Here is a 17,698-nt window from a genome sequence, read left to right as displayed (position 1 = left end):
GTCGGTGGCGGGGCGTAGTCTGGGCCCATGGTTCAGTTCATCTATGACGCGGCTGCCACGCTCAACGGTTTCATCGCCGATGAGCACCACAGCCTGGAGTGGTTGTTTACGGTCGAAGGGGGAGACGCTCCCACCGACGAGCTGTATCCCTCGCACGCTGACGTGCTGGTAATGGGCGCGCACACCTACGAGTGGGTGCTCGCGCACGAGAACATGCTCGACGACCCGGCCAAATGGGCCGAGTTTTACGGCACGAAAACCGTCTACGTGCTGAGCTCACGCACACTGCCGGTGCCGGCGGGCGCTGAAGTGCGGTTGCGCAACGCGAGCGTGGCCGAGGTGCTGCCCGAACTACGGGCCGCGGCCGAAGCCACGGCCTCGCAAGAGATCTGGATCATGGGCGGCGGCGATCTTGCGGGCCAATTCTTTGACGCCTCAGCACTCGACCGCATCGCGGTCTCGATTGCGCCCGCGCTGCTGACTTCAGGGGCGCCGTTTCTGCCGCGCCGCATTGATCCGGATCAGCTTCGCCTGATTGGCGCCCGCGCCGTGGGCCAGTTCGCACGCCTGGAATACGCAGTGCGGGCGGGCTCGTAACCTCACGAACCCGCCCGCACCGCTGATCTTCCCGCTGCCCGTTACGGGCGGCGGGGCACCAACGCCGCCAGGGCCGTGCCGGCGAGCGCTGCGCCCACAGCGATACCGAGCACGGTGAAGAAGCCCGACAGGGTGGGCACGTGGAAGCCACCGTACTCGTGCATCATCGAGGCGAGAATCACGCCGATGACGGCGGCCGCGCTCGTGGTGCCGAGTGAGCGCATGAGTGAGTTGAAGCCGTTGGCGGCGGCAACCTCGCTGGGCGGCACGGCCCCCATGATGAGGGCGGGCATTGCGCCAAACGCGAAGCCGATACCGGCGCCCGTGACGGCCGCGCACAGTGACATCAGGGCGAGCGTGAGGTACACCACCGTGTCTGAGGCGTCACCCGGGGTGCGGTTACCCATCGTCGCGAGGATGATCATGATCGCACCGTAGCCGGCCGCGATCACGAGGCCTGCGAGCATCAGGGTGGTGCGCGGGCCGCGGGTGCGGCTGATCTCAGCGCCCAGCTTCGAGACGAGCATCATGCCGATACCGATGGGCATCACCCACAGGCCCATGAGCACCATTGACTGGCCGAGGCCATAACCGAGCGATACGGGCAGCTGCATGATCTGCGGTACCACGAGGTTGATGGCGTACATCACAAAGCCAAACATGATCGATGCGAGGTTTGTGAATAGCACCGTGGGAATGATGGCGGTGCGCAGACTGATGAGCGGGAAGCGCAGCTTCAGCTCGTACCAACCCCACGCCAGCAGCACGACCACGGCGATGGCGAGCGCACCGAGCGTGGTGGGGCTGGTCCAGCCCCACTCGCTGCCCTTCGAAACGCCCAGCAGCAGTGCGACGAGGCCCACGGCGAGACCGATCGCGCCCACGATATCGAAGGTGGCGTCAGTCTTGGCCTGGGGCACGGGGCGAATGACGACCGCTATGGCGATGGCGACGAGAATGCCCGCGATGCCCACGCTCCAGAACAAGATGCGCCAGTCGGCGAACTGCGCCACCGCAGCAGAAACGGGAAGGCCGAGCGCGCCGCCGATGCCCATTGACGAGCTCATCAGGGCGATGGCGGCACCGGCGCGATCCTTGGGGAGCAGCTGGTGCAGCATCGAAATGCCGAGCGCGACCATGCCGCTGGCGACACCCTGCAGGGTGCGCCCAAGAATCATGACACCGAGGTTGGGGGCGAGGGCACACGCGATCGAGCCCGCGACGAACGCGATGATTGCCACCATCAGCATCGGTTTCTTGCCGTAGAGGTCTGCGAGGCGCCCCATGATGGGGGTCGATACGGCGCCTGCGAGCAGAGTGGATGTGATAATCCAGGAAGCGTTGGCTGCCGACGTGTCAAAAATGCGGGGCAGTTCACCGATGAGCGGCACGATGAGGGTCTGTGCCAGAGACACGAGAATGCCGGCGGCAGCGAGCACCGTCAGGATGAGGCCGGGGGTGGGCTGGAAGGGGGTGCGCGAAGTGCGCGAAGATCGAATCACTTATGTATACTACATGAGATATGTATCTTGCATAAATGTTGCTACACTTTGGGTATGAGCACCGACCCCATCTCAGCGATCGAATTTGAGACGCTGGCGTTTACGCGACACATCACTGCAGCGGTGGGGCGTGCGCGACGAGACGAGCTGGTGCTTGAGGGCAGCGCATACACACTGATGACGCTGCTCGAGGCGGGCGGGCCGGCCTCCATCAGTACCCTTTCTGACATAACCGGGCTCGACGCGTCGACGCTAAACCGGCAGACCGCAGCGCTGTTGCGCGACGGTCACGTCGAACGCATCGCCGATCCAGACGGCGGCATTGCACGTATTTTTCGGTTGACCTTCGCGGGCAACATTGCGCTCGAATACGAACAGTCCCACAGCCGTGCGGCCCTGGCCCGCACCCTGGCAGGGTGGACGCCTGATGAGCATGCCGAGCTTGCCCGCGTGCTGCGCCGCTTCAACGAAACGACCGAGCAGAACTACCCCAAGCCCTGGCCCCGCGATACTCCGTAGCCGGGTTTCACGCGCTGCGACCGCCCGTGATTGCTGTGGCGTCGGTGGTCGTCCCTAGAATGGACGCAGGGCCAATGACGGGCCTGTAAAGCATCACTGGGAGGTGTCGCATGCCGATCACCGGAGCGATTCTTGAGACGGCGGCGCAGTGCCCCGATCGGGTGGCGATCGCGGGCTCTGGTGGGGCGGCGGCCCTCGACGAAGTGCGAGGGCACGAACGGCTGACCTACGCCGAACTGGTGGCCGACTCGGCCCGCATGTTCGCCGTGATCGATGCGCTGCACCGCGGCCAGACTGAGCCTCCAACACCGGCCCCCGAAACAGGCGGTATCGCGGTGACGGCGGTCAGTGCAGACTCCGCCTTTCTCGCGGGGCGCATCGTCGCGGGCCTCGCGGGGTTCAGAGCGGTGTCTGCGGTGATCGACCCGCGGTGGCCGCTCGCGCACCGCGTCGATGTCATCCTCACCACCGGCATCGGGGTCGTCATCTCGGCCGCTGACGACCTTGAACCAGCGCTGCGTGCTCGCGGCTGGGGCGGTACAGTCATCGCGCCAATGGAGTTCGCGCGGCTGGTGCGCCTCACTGACCTGCAACAAGATGCCCCGCAGCCCACGGTGCGCGACGGCGACGAAGCCTTCCTGCTGCTGTTCTCGTCGGGCACGACGAGCAACCCCAAAGCGTTTGTGAAGACGCGCGCCCAATACCGAGCCAACCTCGCGGTCTCCACCGCGCACCTCGCACCGCTGCCGGGGGTCGTCACCCTTGCCCCCGGGCCGGTGTCGTACAGCCTCACGCTCTACGCCGTTATCGAGTGCATGGCGACGGGCGGCAGCGTGCACCTCGCCGATCAGTTCGACGCGTTTGGGCTCGCCTCGCGCGTGATAGCTGAGGGCATCACCCGGGTCGTAGCCGTACCCGCCGTCGTGCAAGGCATCGCGGTCGCGGCCCGGCGCAACCCGCAAGCGTTCGCGGGGCTTGAACTTGTCGTTACGGGCGGCGCGAACCTGCCCGCGAGCATTCGCACGGCCCTTGCGGCATCGGTGCCGGGTGCACGCCTCATCAGTTACTACGGGGCCGCCGAGATCGGCTTCATCGGCGACAGCCGTGAGGGCGATGGCACCCGCGTCTCGCTGTACGGGGGAGTGCAGGCGAGTGTGCGCGACACCGACTCGGGTGCCCCGGTGCCCGAGGGGGAGCCCGGTACCCTGTGGATTCATGCCGCGGCCTGCTCGCTGGGCTATGTGGCGGGCACTACCGCCGAACGGCTGGTGGGCGACGACGGCTGGGCGACCGTGCACGACCAGGCGCGCATCATCGACGGCCAGCTCGAACTGCTCGGCCGCGCAGGAGATATCGCCATCACCGGAGGGCACAAAGTGTCACTGCTCGAGGTGGAGCGCGCGTTCGAAGCGACGGGTGATCAGGCGGAGGCCGCTGCTGTGTGTGCAGTGGCGCTGCCGCACCCCACTCTCGGCAGCGTGATCGGGCTCGTCGTTGAAGGGGAGGCCCCCAGCCGTGACGCCCTGCGCGCGCACGCCGAAGCCCACCTCGCACCCCAGTTCGTGCCGACAAGATGGTACCGAATGAATCAGCTGCCCCGCACCGTAAGCGGCAAGATCAGGCGCGGCGAGACATGCGACCTCGTGATCGCGGGGGAGGCCGAGCGCCTGTGACCTTCGAACACGTGGTAATTACCGGCTTCGGGGCCATCACCCCCAACGGCAACAGTGCCGAAGCCCTATGGAAAGCTGTGCGCGAGGGGCACAGCGCCGTCACCGCACTCACCGGTGATGCATTCGCGCCGCTCGCCGTGCGCATCGGCGGCCAAGTGCGCGGCTTCGACGGCGCGCTCGCCGTCGGCCAGCAACGGGCCAAGCGCATCAGCCCCGTGCAGCAGTGGGCCATCGCCGCCGCAGACGAGGCACTCACGCAGGCGGGTATTGCTCCCTACGACCCCGCCGCCCCGCTGCCGTGGGATCGCACACGCGTCGCGGTCATCGCGGCCACAGGCTCTGGCCCCATCGACGCCATGCAGCACGCCACCCGCGCCTTCGACGCCCGCGGCCCCCGCGCCGTGCCCCTCACCCTCGCCATGCACGGCGCCCCCGATTCGGCCGCCGCCCTGCTCAGCCAACGATACGGATTCCACGGCCCATCCCAGGGCGTCTCGGCGACCTGCGCAAGCGGGGCCATCGGGCTCGGCGAAGGCATGCGGCGCATTCGCCACGGCTACGCCGACGCCGTGCTCGTCATCGGCATGGAAGACTGCCTCAACCCCATAAACCTCGCCTCCAACGCCAACCTGCGGGCGCTCGCTGCAGGCTACGAATCAGACCCCGCCGCAGCCTCCAGACCCTTCGACCGCGCACGCTCCGGATTCGTGATGGCCCAGGGCGCCGCCGCGATTTTGATCGAATCAGCGTCAAGCGCTCGCCGCAGGGGCGCCCGGGTGCTCGCCGAGCTCGCCGGGTTTGGGGCCTCGAGCGACGCGCACCATCCCACCGCTCCGCACCCTGAGGGCCGCGGGGCCGCGCAGGCCATTCGAGCTTGCCTGGCAGACGCCGGGATCGATGCGACGGCCATCGATCACATCAACGCGCACGGCACGGGCACCCCCGCGGGTGACACGGCCGAACTGCGCGCGTTTGACGCGGCGCTCGGCGAGCGGGCGCGCGAGATTCCCATCAGCGCCACCAAATCGACCACGGGGCACCTGCTGGGGGCCGCCGGGATCGTCGAGGCGATCATCACGGTGCAGGCGCTGAATGCGGGCGTGCTGCCGCCCACCCGCAACCTCGATGACCCCGAAGAGCCCGGCTGGAACTTCGTCACCGCGCCCCGGGTCGTCACCGTACACGCTGCCGAGACTGTGCCTGCTGACGGGACCATGCCCGCTGCCGCAACCGGTCGCGGCGCAGCGGCCGGATGCGGATCGCGGTTCGACACCGCCCTCTCAACATCGTTTGGGTTTGGCGGCCACAACGCGGCCATCGTGCTGCGCAGACCTATCAACTGTTTACCCGTCAACGTGGAGGAACCCAGATGAGCATGCAGACACCCAGCCGAGAAGCCCGATACGAAGAGCTCGCACAGCGGTTTCTGCCCACTGAACTGCTGGAGCGGTTTCGTGAGCGCGCCGCCGTGTACGACCGCGAAAACCGATTCTGCGCTGAGGATATTGTCGAGCTGGCCGCCAACGGCTACCTGACCTGCCTCGTACCGGCAGAGTTTGGCGGCCCCGAAGCGAGCCTCGATGAACTGTCGTGCCTGCAGCAGCGGCTGGCAACGGCGGCCCCCGCGACCGCCCTCGCCGTCAACATGCACCTGATGTGCACAGGCGTCGCCCGGGTGATGCGCGAGCGCGGCGACCAGTCGCTCGACTACGTACTGACCGAAGCGATGGCGGGTGAGATCTTCGCCTTTGGTATCAGTGAGCCCGCGAACGACTGGGTGCTGCAGGGATCACAAACGCAGGCCGTGCCGCAGCCAGACGGCGGCTACCTGTTCACCGGCACCAAGATCTTCACGTCGCTGTCGCCGGCATGGACGCGGCTGATCGTGCACGGGCTCGACACCACCGATAGTGATGCTCCCGAGCTGGTGTACGGCTTCATCGAGCGCCCCCGCATCAAGAGCGAAGACCCCGCGACGCTGGCCGATCAGACCGCCGAGACCGTCGGCGGCACGATTCTGACCTCGAGTGACTGGGATGTGCTGGGCATGCGGGCCTCGCACAGCCGCACCACACGCCTCGAGGGTGCGCTGGTGAGGCCCGAACGCGTCGCGCGCAAGCTCGCGCCCGGGCGCACCCCCGACCTGCTCGTCTTCGCGATCACCAGCTGCTTCCAGCTGCTCGTTGGCTCGGTGTACACGGGCGTTGCCTGGCGTGCGCTTGAGCTGGGCGCCGCGGGGCTGCACAAGCGCCGCTCGGTGAAGACGGGGGCCTCGCTCGCCGAGAACCCTGAGGCCCGGGCTCGCCTCGCCGACGCGCACCGCGCTTACCTTGCGGCCCCCGCGCAGCTCGCGGTCTGCGCGCGTGACCTTGACGAGGGTATCGATCACGGTGCTCGCTGGCCGCTGCTCTTAGTGGCAGCGCGTCTCGCTGGCGGCGACGCAGCCCGCAGCTGTGCCGAAGCCGCGCTGATGTGCACCAGCGGATCGGGTTATGGAAACGGGCACGAGATGAGCCGCATCTTTCGCGATGCCACAGCGGGCCTGTTCCACCCCCCGAGCGCCGACTCGGCACGGCCGATGTATGCGGCGGCGCTGCTCGATAACTGAAACGCATCGAATGTGGCTGACACAGATCGATCGTGGTGAACGCACGAGATGGTGAGCTGGCCCGATATCGTGGCCTGAGTGGTGAGGCGTGAGCCTGAAAATGAATGGTGATCGAGGACGCCATTGTCAACGATCAACATTCACCATATCCCGTGTGCACGAGGAAAGCTAGAGCCAAATGCTTGTTTGGGTCTTGTTGAACATTTGAGCCCCGCACCCACGCCGAAACCGGCGGGGTGCGGGGCTCAAATGTGACCGCGAGTTACCGGCGCGAGGGCGCCAGGGCCGCGAGCGTGCCCAGCAGCGAATCGGGCACGAGGTCGGTGTTCGCGTTGCCGCTGCGCACGAGCTCGGCAATGCGTGCGCCGATCTCGGTCGTGTTCATGCCCATCGCGGGGCCAGCGAGCGCGGGGAGCTCGGCGAGCACCTCGACGGTGGCGGCCTCGACGGCGCGCGCCGCCTCGCCCTCACCCAAGTGACCGAGCATCAGCGCGAGTGACAGGATTGCGCCTGCGGGGTTCGCGGCGCCCGTGCCCGCGATATCGGGGGCCGAGCCATGGATTGCCTCGAACATGCTGGGCGCACTGCCATCAAGGTTGAGGTTCGCGCTCGTCGCCACACCCAGGCCGCCCTGAATGACGGCGCCGAGGTCGGTGATGATGTCGCCGAAGAGATTGTCGGTGACGACCACATCGAAGCGCTCGGGCGTGAGCGGCAGGTGGAAGCACATCGCGTCGACGTGCACGTAATCGGTTTCCACCTCGGGGTAGCGGGCGCCCACCTCGGCGACTACCTGCTGCCAGAGCTGACCTGCCGCCACCAGAATGTTGGTCTTGTGGCAGAGCGTCAGCTTCTTGCGACGGCCCAGCGCGAGACGAAACGCGAAGTCAACGACCCGCTCAATACCGGCGTAGGTGTTGAGCGACTCCTGCATGGCGACGGCGTTGGGGGTGCCGGCGTGCACGGTTGAGCCGCGGCCCACATAGGCGCCCTCGGTGTTTTCGCGCACGATCACCATGTCGCAGCGCTCGGGGGTGAGGCCCGCAATTGGGGTGGGGACACCGGGGTAGAGCCGCACGGGGCGCACGTTGGCGGCCTGCGCGAAGCGCTGGCGCATTTCGAGAATGAAGCCGCGCTCGAGAATGCCGGGGGTGACGCGGGGGTCGCCCATTGACCCGAACAGTACGGCGTCGGCGCCGCGCAGCTCCTCCTCGACCTCGTCGAATAGTTCGCCGGTGGCGAGGTAGTGGTTGGCACCCGCGGTGACCTCGTTGCGGGTGGTGGTGAAGCCGAAGCGCGCCTCGGCTGCGTCGAGCACGTCGAGCGCGCCCTGCACAACTTCGGGGCCAATCCCGTCTCCCGGGAGTACTGCGATGGCATAGGTGGCAGTCATGAGTGGATCCTTTCGCGATCGCAGATCATTCAAAATCTTGGAAATGTTCCCTATGGTGATCTATGTTAGATGGTAAGGCCACTCGGCGCGAAGGGTTGCATCGTTCGCAATCCAGAACTCTCAGCAGCAAGGAACCCCACCATGTCATACGCGCTCAGCTTGTGCGCCCCCCAGGGCGCGCTTCCCATCGGCAACGAATGGCGTGCTTTTGCGGCCTCGAGCGACATCGTGTTTCCCTTCGATGGCAGCGTCGTGGCCCAGGCCCCGGTCTCGGGTGCCGAAGATTCGCGCGACGCCATGGATGCCGCGTTTGCGGTGCGCCGCGAGATCGGTGACCTGTCATCGGCAAAGCGCCGCGCGATCATCGTGGACGTGCTCGGCCGGGTGCGCGCTGAGGCTGCGCGCCTCGAAGACCTGCTCGTGCTTGAGACAGGCAAGCCCCGCGCTGACTGCCGCGTCGAGGTGAACCGCACCATCGTCACCCTCGAGGCCACCGCCGAAGAGGTGTCCCACATGCACGGTGAAACCGTGCCGCTCGACGTGCAAGAGATGGGCCGCGGCATGATCGGCTACTTCACGCGCAAGCCCGTGGGCGTGGTCGTGGGGATCGCCGGGTTCAACTACCCGCTGCTGCTCGCCACCCACAAGCTCGCCCCCGCGATCGCCGCGGGCTGCCCGGTGATCATCAAGCCGGCCCCCAACACCCCGCTCGCCACGCTCGAGCTCGTCGCGATCACCCGCGAGGTGCTCGTCGCCCACGGTGTGTCGGCGGCCGCGGTGCAGCTCGTCAACGGCGGGCCCGAAACCGGCGAGGTGCTTGTGCGCGACCCGCGGGCACAGGTCGTGTCATTCACCGGATCGGCCAAGATCGGGCACCTCATCGCCCAGCAGGCCGCCCCGCGCAAGGTCGTGCTCGAACTCGGATCAAACACCGGGTTCATCGTGGCCGCAGACGCCAACATCGAGGCTGCCGTTGACGCCGTGCTGCGCGGCGGGTTCTACGCCAACGGCCAGGCCTGCATCTCGGTGCAGCGCGTGGTGCTCGAGCGCCCCATCGCCGAACAGTTCACGAAGCGCCTCGTCGAGCGCATGACTGAGGTCGTCGTGGGTGACCCCCGCAACATCGAGACCAACGTGGCCCCCGTCATCAACGCGGCCTCGGGGGAGCGCATTCGCGCCATGATCGACCGCGCCGTTGCCGCGGGCGCCACCATGCTCACCGAGGGCCCGGGCGACGGCGAAGCCGCCAACATTCGCCCCGTGGTGCTCGGCAACGTGCCGGCCGACGTTGACGTGTGGGGCGAAGAAGTCTTCGGCCCCGTCGTCTGCCTCACCTCGGTGGACTCGGTCGACGAAGCAATCGACCTCGTCAACGACTCACGCTATGGCCTGCAGGCCGCGATCTACACGGCCTCACTCGAGAGCGCGTTTGACGCGATCGAACGCCTCGAAGTGGGCGGCGTTGTCGTCAATGAGATCCCCGGCTTCCGCTCCGACATCATGCCTTACGGCGGCGTGAAGGATTCGGGCGTGGGCCGCGAGGGCCCCCGCTTTGCGATCGAAGAGTTCACCGTGACGCGCATGGCCATGATCCGGCCCCGCGCTCGCAGCTAACCCCCACACATTTAGCGGGGTTGCGCGCCGCAGCCCCGCCTTTGCCTCACCCTCAGGAGAATTGCATGAACGCCCCGGCACCGATTGATTACACCCAGCTGTTTCGCCTCGATAACCGCACCGTCGTCGTCATCGGCGCCGGCAGCGGGATCGGCCGCGAATCGGCGCAGGCCCTCGCCGCACAGGGCGCGCACGTGGTCATCGCTGACTACGCGTTCGACGCGGCAGAGGCCACGACCGCGCTGATTCAGGCGCAGGGCGGGTCGGCCGAGGCCTACCAGCTCAACGTGCTCGACGACGACGCCATCGACGCCGCGGTTGAGCGCTTCGGTTCGGCCGCCGCGCTCGTGTTCACCGCCGCCACCAATGTGCGCAAGCGCATGGAGGACTACTCGATGGACGAGTTTGACCGCGTGGTCAACCTCAACCTGCGGGCCTCGTTCCAGCTCATTCGTAAGTTCGGTACGCGCTTCGCCGCGAACGGCGGCGGCTCGATCATCGGCTTCGCATCGATTCGCGCGCAGGTCGTCGAGCCCGGCCAGGGCGTGTACGCCGCCACGAAGGCAGGGCTCGTGCAGCTCGCCAAGACCGGGGCCGCCGAGTACGGTGCCGCAGGCGTGCGCGTGAATGTGGTGGCTCCGGGGGTTGTGGAGACACCCCTCACCGCGCAGATCACGGCGAACCCCGAGTGGTACGGCGCCTACGCCTCGAAGAGCGCGCTGGGCCGCTGGTCGCGCCCCGACGAGCTCGCGGGCGCCGTCGTGTTCCTCGCCTCAGACGCGTCGACGTTCGTGACCGGCACCACGCTGACCGTTGACGGCGGCTGGACCGCTATCGACGGCCGCTACACGCCGCCCGCAAGCTAAGGTGGCCGCGTCTCGGGGTACATATCGCGAAGGTACCCCGACACGAGGCCACCAAACGTGGCTCAGCCCACGCAAAGCGCGCCTGGCTGGTTCTCAGAAGAGAACCGGCCAGGCGCGCTTTATGTGGTGACGGGCGTGGACCCGGGAGGCGCTACGGCAGCAGCGACCAGTCGACCGTTGCGTCTGCGCCGCGCACCGTTTCAAACCATGCGGCAACGCGCAGCAGCATATCGTCGGTGCCGATGTGTGAAGCGATCTGCAAGCCGATGGTGCGGCCGTCGGCCTGAATACCCGCGCCCACTGAAACCGCGGGCTGACCCGACATGTTGTACGGCACGGTGAATGAAATGTGGCCCATCGTTACGCGCGGATCGGTGAGCGGCATCGGATCCTCGGCGGGGAACGCCGCGACGGGCGTCACCGGCGACAGCACGAGATCGAACGGCTCGGTGGCCTCGCGGGTGAGGCGCGCCATCTGGTCCATCATGCCGCGGCCGCGCACGGTCTGCGCCGCGCTGAAATCGGCGCCGGCGGCGCACCACTCAGCGATGAACGGCAGCACGAGCGCGCGCTCTTCCTCGCTCAGCAGCTCGTAGTCGGCGTACGAGCGGCTGCGCCAGAAATCGACGATGCCGTCGAGTACCTCGGGCCCGATGAACGGCGCGAGCGGCGTCACCTCGGCGCCGGCCTCAGCGAAGAGCTGAGCCGCGCGCTCGATCGCGGCACGGGTTTCGGGCTCGACGTCGATGCCAGACCCCGCATCGAGCTGCACCGCGACCCGCATGCCCGCGGGGGCCAGCGGCGTCGTTGACCAGTCCATGGCGGGGTAGGCGCGCGTGAGGTAATCGCGGGCGTCGGGCCGCGCGACGATCGACATCAGCCTGATCGAGTCGGCGGCGGTGCGAGTGAGCGGGCCGGCCGCGCGCCCCATGTACGGGCCGTCGAGCGGAATCAGGCCCTCGCTCGGCTTCAGCGCGGTGAGCCCCTGCCAGGTGCCTGGCAGCCGGATCGACCCACCGATGTCGGTGCCAATGTGGAACGGACCGTAGCCCGCCGATGCCGCGGCACCGGCGCCAGCACTTGAGCCACCCGAAGTGTGAGCGGGGTTGAGGCCACCGCGCGTGACGCCGTGCAAGCTCGAGACGCCCGATGAAAGCATGCCCCAGTCGGGCATCGTGGTCGAGCCGATGATCACGGTGCCGGCCTCGAGGAGACGGTCGGTGATGGGGGCGTTGTGCTCAGCGATCGGCGGGTTCGGTATTGCGGTGCCCGAGGGCTTGGGAAGCCCCGCACGGGCCACGTTCTCCTTCACCGTGACGGGCACACCGTCGAACGGGCTCAGGGGAGTACCCGCTGCCCAGCGCGCGGTCGAGGCCGCAGCATCGGCGCGCACCTGCTCGGCGTCGAAGAGGTAGAACGCGTTGAGCACGGGTTCGCGGGCCTCGACCCGCGCAATGACATCCTCAAGCACCGCGCTCGGGGTGAGCGAACCATCGGCGTACGCAGCCGAGAGGGCGGCGGCGTCGAGGTCTGCGTAGCGGGGCGCGGAGGGGGAAGTCATGGGGCTACTTTCTTGAGGGAAACGAAGGTGAAAGCAAAAACAGCGCGCCTACAGGTTGTTGGCGAGCTCCTGGCGCAGCGTGAGCGACGAATCGATGAGGCGACGCGTGTAGGGGTGCTGCGGGTCGCGGTACACCGACTCGGTGTCACCGGCCTCCACAATCTCGCCCGACTGCATCACGATCACCGAATCACACAGGTACCGCACCACGTTCAGGTCGTGCGACACAAACACGAGCGTGAGCCCATACTCATCGACAAGATCGGCAAGCAGATTGAGCACCTGCGCGCGCACTGACACATCGAGCGCGCTCACGGGCTCATCGGCGACGACCACGCGGGGCCGGCAGATCAGGGCGCGGGCGATCGAGATGCGCTGGCGCTGACCACCCGAGAACTGGTGCGGAAACCGCGATGCTGCCTCGGCGGGAAGCCCCACCGATTCGAGCATCTCGGCGACCATGCGCTTGCGCTCGGCCGAGGTTTCGCGGCGGCCGCGCACCAGCAGCGGCTCAGAGATGATCTGCTCAACGGTCATACGCGGATCAAGCGACCCCATCGGGTCTTGAAACACGATCTGCAGGTTCTGCCGCAGCTCACGCAGCTCGGCTTCCTTCGCACCAGCGACCTCGTTACCGGCGACAATCGCGCTGCCCGAGGTGGGCTGATCGAGGCCCGCAAGGATGCGCAGTAGGGTCGATTTGCCCGACCCCGATTCGCCGACGACGCCAAGCCGGCCGCCCTCGGGCACCTCAAACGAGATGCCCTTGAGCGCCTGCACCTGGGGCGCCTTACCAAACAGACTCGTCTTGCCGCGGGTGTACGTGCGCACGAGATCGGTGACCCGCATCACGGGCGCCGCGGTGCTGGCTGACGCTGCGCTGGCTGCTCCGGTGCTGACGGGTGACGATGCGGCATGATCCGGATCAATCACCTCAGCAACAATCTCAGCCGCGGCAGCCTCAGCAGCTTCAGCCTCAGCATCCTCGCCGACGGTCGGCGGCACATACGCCTGCGCGGTCGCGACGGTGAAGAGGCGGCCGTCGCTGTCGAGGGCATCGAGGTCTGAGGCGGCGAGCAGCCCGCGGGTGTAGGGGTGCTGCGGGCGGGTGAAGACCTCTTCGGTCGTGCCCTCCTCGACGACCACACCGTTGTTCATCACGAGCACGCGGGTGCACATGTTGGCGACCACCGCGAGGTCGTGCGTGATGAACAGCAGGCCCGTGCCGCGCTCGCGCACGAGGTTCAAAATCAGGTCGAGCACCTGACGCTGCACGGTGACATCGAGCGCCGTGGTGGGCTCGTCGCACAGCAGCAGCCCGGGGTCGTTGGCAAGCGCCATCGCGAGCATGACGCGCTGACGTTGCCCGCCCGAGAGCTGGTGGGGGTAGGCGCGGGCGGCCTGCGCGGGGTCGGGCAGCTGCACCGACGCCAGCATTTCAATGGCGCGGCGGTTGGCCTCGGCCTTATTGGGGGCGAGCTTGTGCTGCAGCATGATCTCGGCGACCTGCGCGCCCGCCCGCATCAGCGGGTTGAGCGCGGTGAGCGGCTCCTGAAACACCATGGCCATGTCGTTGCCGCGCAGCTTCATGAGATCTGATTCGGGCGCCTCAAGCAGGTTGCCTGCGTACCCGTCGATCTTGACCGAGCCGTCGGCGGTGACGCCGTTGGGCAGCAGGCCCAGCAGCGCGGTCGTGGTCATGGATTTGCCTGATCCGGATTCGCCAATCAGCCCGATGCGCTCGCCACGCTGCATGTGCAGCGAGAAATCAGACACCAGGGTGCGGTGCGGGGTGCGCACGTTGAGGTGGTCGACGCGCAGCAGCAGGTCGTCTGCGGCGTGAGAAGAGGTGCGTGGTGCCATTAGCTGCGGCTCCCGTTCAGTTTGGGGTCGAAGCGGTCGCGCAGACCGTCACCCAGCAGGTTGAAGCCCATCACTGCGATGGCGATGGCGAGGCCCGGCCACACGGCCAGCATGGGTTCGGTGCCGAGAAATTGCTGCGACTCTTGCAGCATGCGGCCCCATGACGGGGTGGGCGGGGGAGTGCCGAGGCCCAAGAAGCTGAGGCCGGCTTCGGCGAGCACCGCGAGCGCGAACGACACCGATGACTGCACGACGACGATGCCGATGATGTTGGGCAGCACGTGGCGCAGGGCGATGCGAAACCGCGACTGGCTGGCGGCGCGGGCCGCGAGAATGTACTCGGTGCTCATCACCTGTAGGGTTCCGGATCGCGCGACGCGCGCAAACCCCGGGATCGTCGCGATGCCGATCGCGACCATGGCGGTGAGGGTCGAGGCGCCAAACACAGCGCTGAACATGATGGCCAGCAGCAGCGCGGGGAACGCGAGCGCGATGTCAGAGGTGCGCATGATGACCTCTTCGATCCAGCCGCCGCGAATGCCGGCGAGGATGCCGAGCGGGGTGCCGATGAGAATCGCGATGCCCACCGAGATGACGCCCACGAACAGGGTGATGCGTGCGCCAAACAGCATGGCCGAGAACACGTCGCGGCCGTACTTATCGGTGCCCATGAGGTGCGCGAAGCTCGATCCTTCGAGGCGCGCGGCGGGGTTGGCCTGCACCGGATCATACGGGGTCCACACGAACGAAACGATGGCGGCGACGGCGACCAACGCGACGAGGATGATGCCGATGATGAGGGTGGCTGAAAGCTTGCGGCGTGCCGGCGACTGGGTTTCGACGGGGCCGCTGGTGGTCGCTCCGCCGGGCGCCGAGATCGCGGTGGTGCGCGGGGCTTGGACGGGAGGGATGGGTACCTGCCTGGTGCTCATGGCTAGGCGCTCCTTCGCAGACGCGGGTCGACGATCGTGTAGAGCAGATCGACGATGAGGTTGAGGATCAGGGTGATCGCGACGAGCACGATGACCACTGATTGAACGGTGAGCAGGTCGCGGTTGCCGACGGCGTCGAGCAGCATGGAGCCGAGGCCGGGGATCACGAACACGCGCTCGATCACAACGGCGCCAATGATCAGCGCCGCGATCTGCACACCGGTGACGGTGATGACGGGAATGGCGGCGTTGCGCAGGCCGTGCTTCACGAGGGCTCCCGACTTCGAAAGCCCCTTGGCACGGGCGGTGCGCAGGTAATCCTCGCTCATCACCTCGAGTACGGCCGAGCGTACGTAGCGGGTGAGAATCGCGCCCTGCACCGAGGCGAGGGCGACGACGGGAAGAATGAGGCGGCGTATGAAGTCGCCGAAGTTTTCAGACGGGGCGGTCCAGCCGTTGGCGGGCAACCAGCCCAGCCCCACTGCGAACACCATCACGAGCAAAATACCGGCGAGGAAGCCGGGGATCGCGACGCCCAGCTGCGAGCCGACGCCAATGACGACGCCCGAGAAGTTGCGGTGCTTGACCGCGGCCCAGGTGCCGAGGGGAATCGCGATGAGCAGGGCGACGACCATTGCCGAGAGCACCAAGATAAGGCTGACCTGCAACCGGTCAGTGACCAGCGGGCTGATGTCTGTGCGGGTGACGTATGAGGTGCCGAAGTCGCCGCGGAAGATGCCGCCAACCCACTCGAAGTACTGCACGAAGAGGGGGCGGTTGGTGCCGAACTCCTCGCGGGTCTGCTCGAGCAGCTCGGGGGTCGCATTGACGCCCAGGGCAATCTGCGCGGGATCACCGGGGATGAGTCGCATAAAGAGGAACACGACGATGGTCGCGACGAGAAACGTCACCGCGAATCTCGCGAGGTTGATCAGAATCCGTATGGCCATGGGTTCCTCTGGTGTGGGCTCAATGGTGCGGGTAAAACAGAGTGCTGGTGCTGGTGCTGCGGCGACGCCGCAGCACCAGCGATCCGGAGATTAATCCCAGCGCAGATCGGTGAGGTCAAGCGCCTCGATAATCGCGTTCTCGGGGATGCCCTCGAGGTTGGCCTTCGAGACCACGATGTTGGGGAACAGGAACAGCACGCCGCTGGCCGCGTCGTCGACGATCTGGCGCGACACCTGCTTCATGCCGTCGATGTAGCCCGCCTCGTCGGCCGCGTCGGCCTTGGCCGCGATGGGCTCGATCTTCGAGTTGTCGTACCCGATGTAGTAGTTCGGGTCGTTGAACACGGTGAGGATGTCACGCGCTTCAACGGCGAGCACGGTCGTCATCTGGTAATCGTGCTTCGTGAAGACCTCGTCGATCCACACGGCGGGGAACTCGGCCGACTTGATGGTGGCGGTGATGCCCACATCCTTCAGCTGCGACACCACGATCTCAGACACGGCCTGCGCGTACGGGCGCGTGGGAACCGTGTACTCAACGGTGAGGTTCTCTTGGCCGGCTTCCTTGAGGAGCGCCTTGGCCTTCGCGGGATCGTAGGGGTAGACGTCGTTGAGATCCTCGTAGTACGGGTCGGTCGGCGTCGCGAAGGTTGCGACGGCTGAGCCGTAACCGTTCCACGCGGTGTCGATGATCGCCTGCTTGTCGAGCGCGTACAGCACTGCCTGGCGCACGCGCACATCGTCAAACGGTGCGGCCTGGTTGTTGAGCGAGAGCGAAACTTCGCCGCTCGAGGTGCCGTCGACGACCTTGAACTTGTCATCGGCTTCGAACGCGCTGACGAGCTCGGGGGCCTGCAGGTTGACGATCGCGTCGATGTCGCCGGTCTGCAACGCGTTGGTGGTCGCGGTGGAGTCAGCGAAGTACTTCAGCGTGACGCCCTCGACGCCGGGTGCTTCGCCCCAGTAATCGTCGCGGGTGTCGAGCACGATGCTCTCGTTGGGGGTGTACTTCTCGACCGTGTAGGGGCCGGTGCCCACGGGGGTGTTGGCGAGATCGGCAACGCCCTCGGGGGTGAAGATCGCGCCCACGGGCGTGGCGAGGCTGAAGAGCCACGAGTTCGACGGGGCGCTGAGCGTCACGGCGACCTCGGTGTCTGAGATGACCTCGATGCTCTCGACGACATCCATCTTGGCCTTGAGGCTTGATACCCAGTCGCTCTTGACACGGTCGAAGCTGAACTTCACGTCTTCTGCGGTGAACGCGGCACCGTTCGAGAAGGTGACGCCCTCCTCGAGCTTGAACGTGTAGGTCTTCAGATCATCGCTGATCTCCCAGCTGGTGGCGAGCGACGGCACAATTTCGCCGGCGTCGTTGAGCTGCACGAGACCTTCGTAGACGTTCGACATCATGGCCTGGGGGATGGCCGAGCCAGCCGTGGTCGTGAAGTCGAGGTTGGTGGGCGGGCCCGTGAGCGCGATCGTTGCGGTCGTGGGCGTGTCGGAACCGGAGTCGCCGCCTGAGCTGCTGGCTCCCGCCGAGCAGCCGGCCAAGCCGAGTGCTGCGGTCAACGCGATTGTGGCAGTAAGCAGGAGTGGATTCTTGCGACGCATCATTGCTTC

At 66.8% G+C, this 17,698-nt stretch carries 14 protein-coding genes; 7 read left to right on the top strand and 7 right to left on the bottom strand.

The window, feature by feature from the left end:
- Positions 1 to 27 precede the first annotated feature (27 nt).
- Positions 28 to 597, top strand: a complete 570-nt coding sequence (locus JOF28_RS05210) for a dihydrofolate reductase family protein (RefSeq protein WP_209704808.1) — start codon at positions 28 to 30, stop codon at positions 595 to 597.
- 41 nt (positions 598 to 638) lie between these two features.
- Here JOF28_RS05210 and JOF28_RS05205 read toward each other — a convergent pair whose 3' ends face one another.
- Positions 639 to 2,099: an MFS transporter gene (locus JOF28_RS05205; protein ID WP_209704807.1), complete on the bottom strand. Its 1,461-nt coding sequence runs from the start codon at positions 2,097 to 2,099 to the stop codon at positions 639 to 641.
- Between the two features lie 54 nt (positions 2,100 to 2,153).
- Here JOF28_RS05205 and JOF28_RS05200 point away from each other — a divergent pair, with 54 nt between their 5' ends.
- The 4 genes from JOF28_RS05200 (at position 2,154) to JOF28_RS05185 (ending at position 6,899) form a co-directional block, all read left to right on the top strand.
- Positions 2,154 to 2,618 (top strand): MarR family winged helix-turn-helix transcriptional regulator, encoded by a 465-nt coding sequence (locus JOF28_RS05200; RefSeq protein WP_209704806.1) that lies wholly within the window; start codon positions 2,154 to 2,156, stop codon positions 2,616 to 2,618.
- A 110-nt stretch (positions 2,619 to 2,728) separates the two neighbouring features.
- Positions 2,729 to 4,291 carry a class I adenylate-forming enzyme family protein gene (locus tag JOF28_RS05195; protein ID WP_209704805.1) on the top strand — a complete coding sequence of 521 codons (1,563 nt, stop codon included), beginning with the start codon at positions 2,729 to 2,731 and terminating at the stop codon, positions 4,289 to 4,291.
- Entirely contained in the window at positions 4,288 to 5,664 is a 1,377-nt protein-coding gene (locus JOF28_RS05190; RefSeq protein WP_342452088.1) for a beta-ketoacyl-[acyl-carrier-protein] synthase family protein, read from the top strand. The genes JOF28_RS05195 and JOF28_RS05190 overlap by 4 nt, the downstream gene beginning before the upstream one ends.
- A complete protein-coding gene (locus tag JOF28_RS05185; protein ID WP_209704803.1) occupies positions 5,661 to 6,899 on the top strand; it encodes an acyl-CoA dehydrogenase family protein in 1,239 nt (412 codons plus the stop codon). The genes JOF28_RS05190 and JOF28_RS05185 overlap by 4 nt, the downstream gene beginning before the upstream one ends.
- A 262-nt stretch (positions 6,900 to 7,161) precedes the next feature.
- Here the strand turns inward: JOF28_RS05185 and JOF28_RS05180 are convergent, their stop codons facing one another.
- A complete protein-coding gene (locus JOF28_RS05180) occupies positions 7,162 to 8,292 on the bottom strand; it encodes a 3-isopropylmalate dehydrogenase (protein WP_209704802.1) in 1,131 nt (376 codons plus the stop codon).
- A gap of 141 nt (positions 8,293 to 8,433) precedes the next feature.
- On the opposite strand from JOF28_RS05180, the gene JOF28_RS05175 reads away from it, so the two are divergent.
- Both JOF28_RS05175 and JOF28_RS05170 read left to right on the top strand, forming a co-directional pair.
- The gene (locus JOF28_RS05175; protein WP_209704801.1) at positions 8,434 to 9,906 is read left to right on the top strand and encodes an aldehyde dehydrogenase family protein; all 1,473 of its coding nucleotides are present in this window, start codon (positions 8,434 to 8,436) and stop codon (positions 9,904 to 9,906) included.
- A 65-nt stretch (positions 9,907 to 9,971) separates the two neighbouring features.
- Positions 9,972 to 10,772: an SDR family NAD(P)-dependent oxidoreductase gene (locus tag JOF28_RS05170; RefSeq protein WP_209704800.1), complete on the top strand. Its 801-nt coding sequence runs from the start codon at positions 9,972 to 9,974 to the stop codon at positions 10,770 to 10,772.
- Between the two features lie 151 nt (positions 10,773 to 10,923).
- Here the strand turns inward: JOF28_RS05170 and JOF28_RS05165 are convergent, their stop codons facing one another.
- From JOF28_RS05165 to JOF28_RS05145, 5 genes are all read right to left on the bottom strand, one after another.
- Positions 10,924 to 12,333: an amidase gene (locus tag JOF28_RS05165; RefSeq protein ID WP_209704799.1), complete on the bottom strand. Its 1,410-nt coding sequence runs from the start codon at positions 12,331 to 12,333 to the stop codon at positions 10,924 to 10,926.
- Between the two features lie 48 nt (positions 12,334 to 12,381).
- On the bottom strand, positions 12,382 to 14,196 hold the full coding sequence (locus JOF28_RS05160; protein WP_209704798.1) for a dipeptide ABC transporter ATP-binding protein: 1,815 nt from the start codon (positions 14,194 to 14,196) through the stop codon (positions 12,382 to 12,384).
- Positions 14,196 to 15,128, bottom strand: coding sequence for an ABC transporter permease (locus tag JOF28_RS05155; protein WP_209704797.1), 933 nt, complete (start codon positions 15,126 to 15,128; stop codon positions 14,196 to 14,198). The genes JOF28_RS05160 and JOF28_RS05155 overlap by 1 nt, the downstream gene beginning before the upstream one ends.
- Before the next feature lie 2 nt (positions 15,129 to 15,130).
- The gene (locus JOF28_RS05150) at positions 15,131 to 16,078 is read right to left on the bottom strand and encodes an ABC transporter permease (RefSeq protein WP_209704796.1); all 948 of its coding nucleotides are present in this window, start codon (positions 16,076 to 16,078) and stop codon (positions 15,131 to 15,133) included.
- Positions 16,079 to 16,168: 90 nt separating this feature from the next.
- The gene (locus JOF28_RS05145) at positions 16,169 to 17,692 is read right to left on the bottom strand and encodes an ABC transporter substrate-binding protein (RefSeq protein ID WP_209704795.1); all 1,524 of its coding nucleotides are present in this window, start codon (positions 17,690 to 17,692) and stop codon (positions 16,169 to 16,171) included.
- Between the last annotated feature and the right edge of the window lie 6 nt (positions 17,693 to 17,698).

This window comes from Leucobacter exalbidus (assembly GCF_017834145.1).
Classification (GTDB): Bacteria; Actinomycetota; Actinomycetes; order Actinomycetales; family Microbacteriaceae; genus Leucobacter; species Leucobacter exalbidus.
The sequence above is the reverse complement of the archived record's forward strand: the minus strand, read 5'-3'. Positions and strand labels throughout refer to the sequence as shown.

What these genes read in the sequence shown, in the direction of transcription:
- JOF28_RS05195 (WP_209704805.1), top strand. Translation starts at nt 2,729, where the DNA reads ATGCCGATCACCGGAGCGATTCTTGAGACGGCGGCGCAGTGCCCCGAT.
- JOF28_RS05165 (WP_209704799.1), bottom strand. Translation starts at nt 12,333, where the DNA reads ATGACTTCCCCCTCCGCGCCCCGCTACGCAGACCTCGACGCCGCCGCC.
- JOF28_RS05150 (WP_209704796.1), bottom strand. Translation starts at nt 16,078, where the DNA reads ATGGCCATACGGATTCTGATCAACCTCGCGAGATTCGCGGTGACGTTT.
- JOF28_RS05185 (WP_209704803.1), top strand. Translation starts at nt 5,661, where the DNA reads ATGAGCATGCAGACACCCAGCCGAGAAGCCCGATACGAAGAGCTCGCA.
- JOF28_RS05170 (WP_209704800.1), top strand. Translation starts at nt 9,972, where the DNA reads ATGAACGCCCCGGCACCGATTGATTACACCCAGCTGTTTCGCCTCGAT.
- JOF28_RS05180 (WP_209704802.1), bottom strand. Translation starts at nt 8,292, where the DNA reads ATGACTGCCACCTATGCCATCGCAGTACTCCCGGGAGACGGGATTGGC.
- JOF28_RS05160 (WP_209704798.1), bottom strand. Translation starts at nt 14,196, where the DNA reads ATGGCACCACGCACCTCTTCTCACGCCGCAGACGACCTGCTGCTGCGC.
- JOF28_RS05155 (WP_209704797.1), bottom strand. Translation starts at nt 15,128, where the DNA reads ATGAGCACCAGGCAGGTACCCATCCCTCCCGTCCAAGCCCCGCGCACC.
- JOF28_RS05145 (WP_209704795.1), bottom strand. Translation starts at nt 17,692, where the DNA reads ATGATGCGTCGCAAGAATCCACTCCTGCTTACTGCCACAATCGCGTTG.
- JOF28_RS05175 (WP_209704801.1), top strand. Translation starts at nt 8,434, where the DNA reads ATGTCATACGCGCTCAGCTTGTGCGCCCCCCAGGGCGCGCTTCCCATC.
- JOF28_RS05210 (WP_209704808.1), top strand. Translation starts at nt 28, where the DNA reads ATGGTTCAGTTCATCTATGACGCGGCTGCCACGCTCAACGGTTTCATC.
- JOF28_RS05200 (WP_209704806.1), top strand. Translation starts at nt 2,154, where the DNA reads ATGAGCACCGACCCCATCTCAGCGATCGAATTTGAGACGCTGGCGTTT.